At 53.3% G+C, this 11358-nt stretch carries 10 protein-coding genes; 4 read left to right on the forward strand and 6 right to left on the reverse strand.

Annotated features, from left to right (window positions below; translation table 11 throughout):
- Positions 1 to 215 precede the first annotated feature (215 nt).
- Together ACGYK7_RS18465 and ACGYK7_RS18470 are read right to left on the reverse strand one after the other, a co-directional pair.
- Positions 216 to 512: a hypothetical protein gene (locus ACGYK7_RS18465; protein ID WP_394403864.1), complete on the reverse strand. Its 297-nt coding sequence runs from the start codon at positions 510 to 512 to the stop codon at positions 216 to 218.
- Positions 513 to 894: 382 nt separating this feature from the next.
- Entirely contained in the window at positions 895 to 1458 is a 564-nt protein-coding gene (locus ACGYK7_RS18470; RefSeq protein WP_394403865.1) for a hypothetical protein, read from the reverse strand.
- Positions 1459 to 2303: 845 nt separating this feature from the next.
- Here ACGYK7_RS18470 and ACGYK7_RS18475 point away from each other — a divergent pair.
- A complete protein-coding gene (locus ACGYK7_RS18475; protein WP_394403866.1) occupies positions 2304 to 2795 on the forward strand; it encodes a recombinase family protein in 492 nt (163 codons plus the stop codon).
- A gap of 333 nt (positions 2796 to 3128) precedes the next feature.
- The gene (locus tag ACGYK7_RS18480) at positions 3129 to 3308 is read left to right on the forward strand and encodes a hypothetical protein (RefSeq protein ID WP_394403867.1); all 180 of its coding nucleotides are present in this window, start codon (positions 3129 to 3131) and stop codon (positions 3306 to 3308) included.
- Between the two features lie 451 nt (positions 3309 to 3759).
- On the opposite strand, the gene ACGYK7_RS18485 is transcribed toward ACGYK7_RS18480, so the two are convergent.
- Complete coding sequence (locus tag ACGYK7_RS18485; protein ID WP_394403868.1) at positions 3760 to 4086, reverse strand: hypothetical protein; 327 nt, start codon at positions 4084 to 4086, stop codon at positions 3760 to 3762.
- Between the two features lie 130 nt (positions 4087 to 4216).
- Between ACGYK7_RS18485 and ACGYK7_RS18490 the strand changes: the two genes are divergently transcribed.
- Positions 4217 to 5254, forward strand: a complete 1038-nt coding sequence (locus ACGYK7_RS18490) for a hypothetical protein (RefSeq protein ID WP_394403869.1) — start codon at positions 4217 to 4219, stop codon at positions 5252 to 5254.
- A gap of 277 nt (positions 5255 to 5531) precedes the next feature.
- Here ACGYK7_RS18490 and ACGYK7_RS18495 read toward each other — a convergent pair whose 3' ends face one another.
- From ACGYK7_RS18495 to ACGYK7_RS18505, 3 genes are all read right to left on the reverse strand, one after another.
- A complete protein-coding gene (locus ACGYK7_RS18495) occupies positions 5532 to 6830 on the reverse strand; it encodes an ATP-dependent Clp protease proteolytic subunit (RefSeq protein ID WP_394403870.1) in 1299 nt (432 codons plus the stop codon).
- A 267-nt stretch (positions 6831 to 7097) separates the two neighbouring features.
- Entirely contained in the window at positions 7098 to 8387 is a 1290-nt protein-coding gene (locus ACGYK7_RS18500) for a hypothetical protein (protein WP_394403871.1), read from the reverse strand.
- A 226-nt stretch (positions 8388 to 8613) separates the two neighbouring features.
- Positions 8614 to 9543 (reverse strand): hypothetical protein, encoded by a 930-nt coding sequence (locus ACGYK7_RS18505; protein WP_394403872.1) that lies wholly within the window; start codon positions 9541 to 9543, stop codon positions 8614 to 8616.
- A gap of 480 nt (positions 9544 to 10023) precedes the next feature.
- Between ACGYK7_RS18505 and ACGYK7_RS18510 the strand changes: the two genes are divergently transcribed.
- Positions 10024 to 11076, forward strand: coding sequence for a PIN domain-containing protein (locus ACGYK7_RS18510; RefSeq protein WP_394403873.1), 1053 nt, complete (start codon positions 10024 to 10026; stop codon positions 11074 to 11076).
- Positions 11077 to 11358 lie beyond the last annotated feature (282 nt).

Consider the following 11358-nt stretch of genomic DNA (forward strand, 5'->3'; position numbering starts at 1 on the left):
ACCGCGTCCAGCTATGCCGCCAACTGGCACCTCGCCGCAACGGTCATTGCCTCAAAGTGAATGTCCACGGACCCTAGTCTCTTCAACCATTGGGGAGGATCTGTCGAGCGGTGACATGTCACCGGACTTCGGGGCAATTGCTTCGATTGCACAAGTGCGCCAGAACCTAAATCTGGCGCACTGAGGGAGAACAGCGATCTCCGGTCTACTGTTACTTACCGGCTGTCGTTGCCAGCGCCGTAACCACCGTAGATGTAGCCTTCGCCGGCGCTGCGTGCTTCGGAGCGGGTGCTCATCACTGTGTCGTCGTTGTAGCTGTTGTCGGCCGTGCTAAAGGTAATGTCATTCGCTTTGGTCGACTCGAGCGGTGCGAGCATCCGCGCCTCATCACCGTATGTCATCTCAGCGCCGATCGACGTGTCCAGGAAGAGGTCCTGACGATAAGTCGAGGTATCAGCCAAGGCGGCGGTGGAAATCAGGGCGGCGGCGGCGGTTGTCATAATCAGTTTCATACTGTGATCCTTTGATCTTACGGCTGTCGCGTGATTGCGACATCATCGTTGCTGTAGGAGTAACGAGACCAGCATGATTAAAGTTTCTGCAGTGCAGCGCACACGGTCTGTGCATCACCGAACAACTTACCGATCTCACGAAACGGCCTACATCGACGTAGTGGCTTTGCGCGGATATCTGGTCACCTGTGGCCAGCCTGTGCCGCACTTGCAGACAGACCGGCGCTCGAACTCGTGTTGGGTAATGCCGTCGGGCACATCCCCAGGCCTGCGGGTCACCGTATGACCGCACTCCCAACATCGAACCTCGATGTGAGTAATGCCGGGTGAGAACAGTTCATCAATGGTAGAGGTCATATCTGATCGACATACGCCATTGCCATCATGCCGCCAATACAGCGGCCGCGAGGGTTTCTCCCTCAAACTCTTCCTGTGTGTCTGCGCAGGTGTCGTAGGTCAGCTGGTCCAGCAGCTCCGCCACTTGGTTAACACGCGCTTCAAGTGCAGGATCGGTCAGCCGGGGCAGGGCAGTCAGGATCTCATAAGCATTGTTCAGGTCAGCATTGAGGTCAGCATAGGTGATTGACCATGTAGGCACTGTATTCACGTCGTCCTTAGTGGGATTGACCCCCAGAGCGACGAGCTCGCAGTAAATGTAGGAGGCGGCAATGTCAGCGGTCTCGTCAGCGATGCAAGGATCGTCAATCGGGCTATCGGCCAAAATGTCCCACGCATGATCGAATAGAGCCCACCAGCGGCGCAGTGTCCCGACCTCCACCAGTGAACGACCAGCGACGAACTGAGCTGTGGCGCGCCGGATCACCGCCGCATGTTTGGTGAATCCGTGCCGGTGCAGGGCGGAGATCGTCTCTTGGGTGGCCTTTACCAGGCCTCCGGCGTCCGCTGCGTGGAAGATGGTGGTGTCGGTGTCAGCAATCTTCGTCAAAATGCTTGGCTCCTATGGTGATAGGAACAAGGTGGTCATGTTCGACAGATTTAAAAAATAGAATCTCTCCGGACCGACTGCCGGTGGCGCAGATGACACGGTGCCGAGCCCCGATCATGATCGGGAAGAATAGCCATGGCCATGGACGGATTCCTCTGGATCTTCCCAGTTTAACAGATCGAGAGAACCAGAAGTTAAGCGGCATGCTGAATCTGAGCTTCCAGAACAGGATTTGACAGTGTGGGCATCCCCTATTGCCCGCGTGCTGTGATGCACAATCCGTTAGATGAAGAAGATGGATGATCTGCCCCTATGCGGCCCATTGGCGACCGCATAGTGAGCTAATTAAATCCGGTTCCTATAGGAACCAAACGAAATCAATGACTTAGATTTTCGCCGAGGCTCGGTTTGGGCTTTATGTCTTGAACACGGGGCATGCGACATCGGCTACGACGGTGGATGAGAAATCCGGTTCCTGTAGGAACCAAATAAAATCAATGACTTAGTTTTTTCGCCGAGGCTCGGTTTGGGCTTTATGTCTTGAACACGGGGCATGCGACATCGGCTGCGACGGTGGATGAGAAATCCGGTTCCTGTAGGAACCAAATAAAATCAATGACTTAGATTCTTCTCCAGAGCTCGGTTTGACTTTATGCTCGACTAACACGCCATTTCCCGCGCCAAGCACAATCGTGATAGAGTTGACCAGATACGTAATACCCCCGACATGATGGCATTCGGCAGGTATTGGGTAGGCTGTTTGTTGGACCCTGATTAGTCGGACAGTTCGTCTTGGGGTCACCAACACCCTTTGACGCTCAGTTGTCGCGAAAGACAAACACGGATTGTCCTTATTAGTCATTAGTCTATTATGGACAAAACTCGCGCCAGCAAAATCAATAGCTTGCGAGGTCCAAATCCGGGGGGTTCAACTGGGACAGCGCGCCGCAATTTATGCGAGGGTTTCGACCTCGGACCAGTCGTGCGAGCGACAGGTCACCGAACTGACACCTTTCTCGGAACGTGGCGGTTACGACGTGGTCGGCGTCTTCAAAGATACGGCCCCCGGGGCCAACGTTAATAGCACCGCGCGCAACCGATTGCTCGATCTTGCACAGGCCCGACAAATCGACGCGATCCTGGTCAGCGAGTTCTCCCGATGGGGGCGGTCCACACAAGACATTCGGCAGCACGTGGCACTTTTGACCGCGGCGAACGGCAGCAAGGAGCCCTTTTCGCAAACATTCCATGGGCGAGAGACCTCAATTTTGGCAAATGGCCCAAAGTCCTGGATAATCGGTTATCGTGCCGAAACCGCCCCAAGGGCAGCATTCTGAGCTGTCTGGTCTTGCACTGATCGCATCAAAGTTCCCGCCTGATCAGGCGTGAGGTCATGCAAGCGTCTGAGGAAGCTTTCAAAGGTTTTCTGTTTCATTGGGCCTCTGCCTTTTTTCGTGCAGAGTCCATATTGGCCTTTTTATAAGAAACAGAATCAAACTAACACGCTATGTAGACATCGCTTTTTCTTTACGAACCATTCAATCCACTTGGGGTCCGGTTCATCCGGTTTGCTCGCCATTACGCTCTCTTATACGCGGGTTAGCGACGGACCACGGTCTCCGTGCTACACTGATGAATATAGCATAGGCCGCGCATCGGAGAAGAAACCCATGACCAGCTTTGACATCATCGTATCGGTTGCCTCGGTCGTGGCAGCGGGCATTACGGTTGCTTGGGTGCGCCATCTGGCAATACATTCAGGTCGGGACAGGCCGCATGATCCTGAACGCTTGCGCCAGTTCATCGCGAATGCGCCTTGCAACAAAGACAGCGTTCGAGAAAAATCATGACCAGTGGTGAGATCATTCTGTCGGTCACTGCTTTCGTTCTGGGCAGTGCCGGTATTGTCTATGCGATCTACCTCGGCAGGGTCAGCGGCCGAGGCCGCCCGCGCGACCCCGAGCGACTGCGCCGGTTCATTGCGAATGCGCCCTACGAACAGACTCGCCCATCGGGTAGGAAGGCAGGACGCTCAGGGCCATCACCAAAGAAGTGATCGTCTGCGCGCCGCAATGAGGGCCGACCGCTCTCATCATAAAGGGCTGTAGGTCGGCTCTCATTGCATGTCGCGGCAGCGGCATCTTTCGCAACTAACTCCACCGTCTACGGCGACTGCTTAGGAGCTGGCGCCACCCTAACATGATATTTCTTGTGTTCCGCTGATGTTAGATAACACGCCGATCAAGTAGGGCTGGGGCCCTGATTCCCAGCCATAAGGAACACCGTGCAGCTATGCTTAGGTCAGCGCCCGGACTCCATTTGCTCCCAGACTTGGAGGGCGAAGGCCCCAACTGCTCGGTCTGGATGGTTGATACAGAAGATCTTGAGGTTTGCGTTGAGCTTGTCCCAAGATGGATAGCGGTAGTCGGTGTCCAAATGAAATTGGAGGCTTGATACAAATCCTTGGGACCAGTTAGCCGCAGCCCGGAAAGCTTGGGTCTCGAACTTCTTGTTCTCAACCAGAAAGCGGCAAGGCTTGGCGCCAATACCCGCAACATCACCAGGGGCTGCGAGAACAGGACTGGATAAAACTCCCAAAAGAACGGCGGCATAAGAAAGCAATCTCACATAAGTCTCCTCATTTCTATCGAAGAATGGTGGACCAGTCGCAGGACCCGCACAAGAGATGCAGGCCTTTCCATTTGACATGGGTGCGATTTAAGCCATCGCTACAGTAATAGTGCCCAAGGAGATTGAAATGGTTATTGGCAAGAAATGGGCTGGAAAGCTCTACGGCACCAACACTGGCAATGTATATGCTACCTTAGAAGGCAACGATACCGACCTCACTGGGAGGATACACCTGAACGACCTGGAATACGGCTTGGTAGTCTACGCGGTAACAGGTGCATTTGATGGACAAAGGCTTTCCCTCGAAGGGGAACCCGAAAAGCCGCTCGCCGATGTGGAACTCGGAAAGCTTGAAGCTCAGGCTGTTCTGAACCCAAGGGGAGAGCTTGAGGGTGAATGGACGACCAGCATCGGTTCTGCTGGCACTTTTGTCTTGTTTTCGCATGACCGCATCGGCGGAGTCGACGAAGAAAGTGGGGTCAAACAGGAGCAACTACATACAGCTCGCCACAACTTTGGAGCTGTCGCCATCGATCGGCAGCAAATCACCGATCTTGCGATGGAAGTGCAGAGCGACTTTAAGCAGACGCGGGTTGTAATCACTGTTCTCGCAGGCACCGAGAAAACTCGGTTGTTGGATGATTTTAAGAGCGCTACATTCAAAGATGAACGCGCCACCATATTTAAGATTTTCGCCCGGGAGCGACAACCAAGCGGAATAGACCGAATCGTGGTCATCGAGTTCGGTCCCGAAGTGAACTTCGCCATGACCCAATGCGCGGATGAGGCATGGGCTCTGGGTATGCTCGAGAAACTCAAGAACAGCATAGGTCCTTTAGAAAGAAAATACGCAACCAGCTTCAGGAGGTTTGGTTTCGGCATCAACCAGTTGTTGTTTGTGGGAGCTATTGTATATCTACCCAGCTTGACCGAGCTGCCATTTCGTGTCGCGCTAATGGTGGGAATTCTTGGCATCATTGGTTTCGTGACTTGGGTCCATCGCCGCTTTCTGCCATTCGCTGCGCTCTTTCTCGTTAGTAAGCCGAAGGGCATTATCGCCAAATCGTTTCCGAGCGCACTTTCTTGGTTTATTGCCGTAAGCGCAGCGGTCGTTGCTACTTTCCTGGCGAGGTTTTTAGAGGGACTTATTCCTATTGTCCCGTGAGTGCCCAGGACAAAAATGGCCGCCTCAATGGTAACCTTTAATCAAGCCGTCAGATATCTAAGCTATGTTTGAGTGGCTTGTCTCTTAATCTCAGATGGCTGTCGGTTTTTGAACGAATCCGCCCAGGGTTCCCCTCCTGAGAGGTTGTGATGGTTGACATGACCGAGCAGATAGCCAGCCCTGCGACCACAGAATGAACTCTCGGTCCCGAGATTAGCTTGCCCAGACTGAGAGGTGCTATATTGCAAGGCAACACCAGCATTAGCTGCAATCGAAGTCAGTTTTTATAGGCGCTGATGATGCCAGACGCGCGTCGACGTCGCGAAACGCCGCCCTTCGGCCAGCACCAGGACCTGCGCTGAACATAGGACACCGCTTTGCAGTCGGCATACTCGAGGCAAATAGCTTTGCACTGCGCAAAGCTGATATCTTTAATGCCATTTGTGGTTAGATCTCGCCCGGGAAAGTCTGCGGACCGTAGCTCTACCATGGTGGGCGCGGAGTGCTGGGGCTCATCAGGACAGTTCCGGATCATCTCTGGGACTAATCCGTCACGCAGGGTTTGTTGAAAGCCAAAAAAGATGTCTCCACTTGGGGCGACCATCCTGGCGCCGATTTTTTCGGCACGTAGCGCGGCTGGGCGAAGCGCAGATGGCATCTCAAAGACAATGCGGCCGCGACCTTTGCTTCGATCAACAATGTCCCACTGGCGAACCGGATGCCATCCATCATCGATTGCAATCTCAAACTGACCGTAGGCAGCCAGATCGGGTTCGTGCAGGTCAGCAAGTCCGGCAACGCCCTTGTCGGTGCAAAAGAGCGTCAGGTAGCTGTCCCCAGTCTTAGCGACTTGCTTGAGGCGCAGGGCTGCCTTTCCATTGAGGTTGATGTAGGCAGCCTGTTCGTCGTAGATCCCGTTGTTAACGACGCGCCAACGCTCGAGCTTGTCGGTTGGGACCCAAAGGATGTCATCATGGTCAATCAGGGAGATTGCCTCAAAGAACTCCGGCTCAGCCCTGTGGGTCCTGATGTATTCTGACAATATGCCCGAGACAGCCTGCCCGAGAGCGGCTCCTTCATTGCCATCCAATTCGATGTCATAGAAGCCGAAGCGATGAACGCCAATTCGCGCGTCGTTCGAGACATATCGGTAATCGGCAGCGAGGTAAGCATAGACACATGCGCTGGCGCAGATTGCGTTGGACATTCCAGTGCTGCCAACCTGCGCCGTAACGATCGCCGGAATGTCGGCTATGTAGGAGCCCATCTCCAAGCTTTCCATGAGGTTGCCACCCGGGCTATCGAAGATGAATAGGACATCTCGCACATCGACTTTGTCCGCTGCGAGCAGTGTCGCTTTTAGTTTCTCGGTATCCCCGCGTTCGATCGGGCCGGTAGCGGTTATGTGCAAGCTGGGCGGCCGTATGGGGCGAAGGTCCAGTCGCTCGATCGAGAATTCCATGGCAGAGAGGACGGACGGGAGAGCGATACAAAGCATTGCGAGGAAAATACGGGACAGCAAAATGTGCCTCATTAAATGTAAATCATGGTGAAAGATTGCATCGGTTTTATGCATGAAGCAATTGAATGGGATAAATATGCAAGATTTGGTCGAGCGAAGATGAAGAAGGGTCCGTTAAGACATGAAGCTGACATCGCCCCGAGCGATCTTAGCACGTGATGGCTGTATCGCACCATCGGGCGCTCATTCACGGCGTGGATACACTCCAACCTACGCTCTTGTATCTTTCAACGGCGTCCGGAAGCATGCGGTGCCACAAGGGCAGGCTCGTCTTGGCCGTAGAAGATACAGTTTGGCAGCTAAAGTGGCCGTCAATGGTCGTCAGAGCGAGATACACACCGTGTTGCCACTCTGTCGGTTAATGACGCAATTAGGATTGCTACCGATGTTCGTGCGATCTCCCTTCGCCCCATTTATTCGAACGTGCTCGCTTGTCTCGCCAAAGGTAGCCCCGATGTCGATAACAGTGCGCGAACCTGACGGCCAAGTAATGACGTGCCTGGCGATTTTATTGTCGCTTTCAGACATCAGAACTACTGCATGCAAGCAGGGATCTCGGTCAGTTCTCTTCCCAGAGCCGTCGTATATTTCACATAACGATATTCGGCGTGCATCAGCTCCAACAGCGTCTGCCAGAGAAAGTGTTACAAGCTGCGTGCGTGGGTGAAACTGCGCCAGAGGCGACAGGTAGCGCATACCATAAGCCTGCTCGCAATTGCCTATATACGAGTCGGTGGCTTCATCTACTCCACACACACGTATGTGGCTGCCCTGCATCTCGATTGCGCAACTTACCCCGGAATAGCCAGCGCGAAGGGAAATCACCCTCACTTGTCCGGAAACAGGAGGGGCCGTCACGGAGGCTACGAGTTGGATCGAGTAAGAGTTTAGGGGCTGAAAGTGAAATATTTCGTCGGTTAAAAGACCACCTGGGCCATTCAGCTCTGAAGTGAGTGCAACGCGTGTTGCCAATGCATTTTCGCACGCGTAATGCATTCGGTGTCTGTTCAATGGTAAGATGCTGGGTAAGCCCTCTATCCCGATCTGCCAACGCAACGCCTGCTCGACGGTCGATACGTAGAACATCTGATCCCCGGGCGTCCCGAGGATACGTTGCAATAGTTCAGGCTCTATCATTTGTGCGGTGCCCCAAGGAGACCGTTGGTTGGCGATCGTCAGAATGTCAAATACGGTCTCCATGCCGAGGTCGTAGGTGCTCGCAACATCTTCAGATGTGTAGCTCAGCGCCTCGTCCGGGGTCATATAAGGGCGGTGGAAACCAAGCCTCGCAGAGAAATGCATTCTTCTACTAATGCCTGCAACTTCTTCGCCTTGGTAATTTCCCATCATAAACATGATAGCGCAGATGGATGCGCACGTCGCATCTTCCCGAAGAAAAGTGCTTACCCCTTTCTCAAGTATGAAGCGCGCCATCTCCATACCCTCAATGAGCATGCCGCCTGGGCTATCGAGGCATAGGGTCGATCCTCTTGTGCTTTCACCGACATGCACCAGCAGTTGATCTGCAAGGCCAAGAAGCGTTTCAGCATCGCCGCGTTCAATCGGGCCAGTTAACTCGACCCGGCAGCGCACATCGTCGGAAACGCTCACTGATGCGGCTTCAGCCGCCCCGGCGCACATTGCGAAAAATGCGACGGTGCTAAGCGCTCTCAACACGGTCTAATCATCTTCGAATTCCCCCCCAATTTGCCTGCCGTTCCGCGGCACCTGCGCGAAGTTTTCGACAATTTGCCCCTATGACACCACTGGTCGTGGGCCGCCTTTGCATTCAGACAGCAGACTTGAGCCTCAAGCAAGTATCATGGGCCGTGATGTGCTATTCGATCAAACAGCTTTTGGTATATGTGTCTTCGACAGCGTCGAGCATCATGCTGATGAACCCCATGGCCATCTGGTCTCCCATCAGTGCCGTCGGGTTGTTGGATATCTGTGACGGGTCTTCGAGTATCTGCTGAAGGAGAGGCGGGTGGTGCTTGCGCAGGAAGGCGCCAAGAAGCATTGCCGTCTGTAACCCCTCGTCTTCATCAGCATTCAGGAGCTGATTTGCCGATTCAGTGGTGATCTCAAGCCTGTCAGCAAGCGTTTTCGCGTCAGGGTCTTCGAGGTCCGCAAAGGAGGCCTGAAGGGTGCGTAGTTCATCAGCAGACCGGGAGGAGATGACATTCTCGATCTCGGCGTATGCGGCGCAGCGCGCAGGATCGATATCGTCGGCTCTCTTCTGGTGATCGGGGTGACTATCTTCTGAGAGATCTGCTTCGGCCTGCTCGAGGGGGGCTGGACACCCCTGGAAGGGGTAGAACATTTCCCCGCCGAAGAACATCTCATTTGGAAAGCGCGCATCGCGCTTTTCCATATAGATGCGTTCGAGTTGCTCGGGCAGGCCTACCTTGGCGATCGCGGCGACGCAGGGGTCGGCGATATTTGCTTCGCCGATGAGTTCGCGAGTCTCATTGGCTTTAACGGCTGCTGTCTTGAAGCAAAGCCAAGTCGTTGTGAAAGAATTGTTTCGATCCGCGCAGTTATCGATGACCGGTGTCGCATCGGTGCCGTAGAAATCATTGGTTTTCGCCAGATTAAGCATTTCGACAGCGATGGCGCCGTTCTTGAGGCAATCTGGGAGATCCGAGGCGTTGCCCGCTTCGTTGCATTCGGCAATGACCTCGGGGGGAATATTGGCTTCGGCTACTGCCCAATGAGGAAGCAGTTGCAGGGTGATGGCCAGGCAAAAAGGTGTAACGGCTCTCATAAGTATCTCCTGTATATCGCAAAGGGATTTTTCTGAAAATGGATTAGGGTCATATTATGGGGTCAAGCTTGAAGGGCAAGATGTCCCAGATGCTTCATCGGTTCGAATGCTGAATGCGATGAAAGCGCCGCACTACTGCCCAATGCCATGCCCTTTCTTTATGGTGGTCTAAGTGATGCCTGACATTCAAATTGAGTGCAGGCTGCGCCCTGAGCGAGCGGCAGGGATGCAGGAAAGTTGGACTATGCCCTATGAAGTCTAATTCGCGAAAGCTACCGCCCGAGCGCAGCGGTTTCCATCTCCGAACCCAACTGAACCGATGCTGTCCCGAGGGCCAATGGCAGGTTGTCAGGAGCCGACCGAAAACGTATCAGTCGAATACACAAGGTCTTTGGCAGGGCTAATCAGCATAGGTGGACTTCTTCCACGTCGTGAAATCCCCGTGCATGACTCATAATTCCGCTTAGACTGGAGCAAGGCGTGCCCACGATATTTCTCGACACAAATGTTTTCATGGATGCTCAATACTTCAGGGCGGCTGGTGCCCAAGCATTCCTGCGAACATGTAAATTTGCAGGTTTTGATATAGCCGTGCCCGAAGTGGTCCTTGATGAAGTGCGAGGAAACTTTCAGAAGGGGCTTTCTGCGGCGTTGGTCTCGCTGACTAAATCGGAGCGTCAGGTTGCTCGGTTTGTGACGCTTGAGAGTTCCGAGGTTTCGCTTGATGAAGAGGTCGAAGGTTTCAATGCATTCCTTGAGGACTTGCTGAAAGATATCGGGGTAGACGTCCTACCTTATCCTGATGCAACAACGAAAGATTTAGTTCTTGGCGGCTACTCCAATAAAAAGCCTTTCAAGGAAAGTGGCGAAGGACATAAGGATTATCTGATATGGAAATCTATAGTGGAACGAGTAGATCCAGCCGACGGACCCCATTATTTTGTTACCAGCAATACGTCGGACTTTGCCCAAGATAAGACGAAGGAGACGTTTGTTCTCCATGCTGAACTTCAGTCGGATCTACCTGATGAAGTATCTGTTCTCGGTTTTACTGGGCGACAGTCTCTTCTTGAGTGCCACGTTCTGCCACGCCTTGATGGGTGGAAGCCTTGGTCTGATTCTAAGGTCGACATTGACGTCGAAAATTTTGCTGAGAGCGTGATAGGAAAAGAGCTTCCTTACAAGACAATGTATGGGCTGGAAGGGCTTCCATTCAGCAATGAGGTTACGATAACGATGTATGGAAATCCAGAAAACCTGGACGTGCATTATGCCCGCATTGGAGATCAATACATGGTTCGCATTCGAGGCGATTCTGAATGCCTTTTTGATGGATACATGGATAAGTGGGAGTATTTTTCAGAGCATTCTGAAACGATGTCGGGGAGCGATTGGAATGATCATGTTGTAAGCGTAGAAACTGACGCGGTAGTGGAATTTGAGATCATGGCTACCTACGACCCCGCGAGTGGAGAGTTAGGTGGTGCTACCCTGAAGGTGCTGAACGAGATCGAGGACGACATCTACCAATAGAAAATTCTTGCCCATAAGGTTTTTCATACGTGCTCATCAGTTTCAGGTGTGAGCCATGATACGGATGGGAAAGGTGCCAGCCCTCCTCGACCATGTGGTGGTGCTTTGTGATGGCGACAATAGTCGCAAGTTCAACGCAGGGAACAAATGCGAAGAAAGAAAGCTCACGCGATACGACACCCGGGAAATTCTGCGAGAGGGCCCGGATACCCCCAGCCCCTACCGTAAATGTTGAAACTGCCCCGGCCAGATAACCGGGGCAGTTTGGTTCCGCCCCCCCCC

The sequence above is a fragment of the Sulfitobacter sp. 1A15299 genome, from assembly GCF_043556915.1.
GTDB lineage: Bacteria > Pseudomonadota > Alphaproteobacteria > Rhodobacterales > Rhodobacteraceae > Sulfitobacter.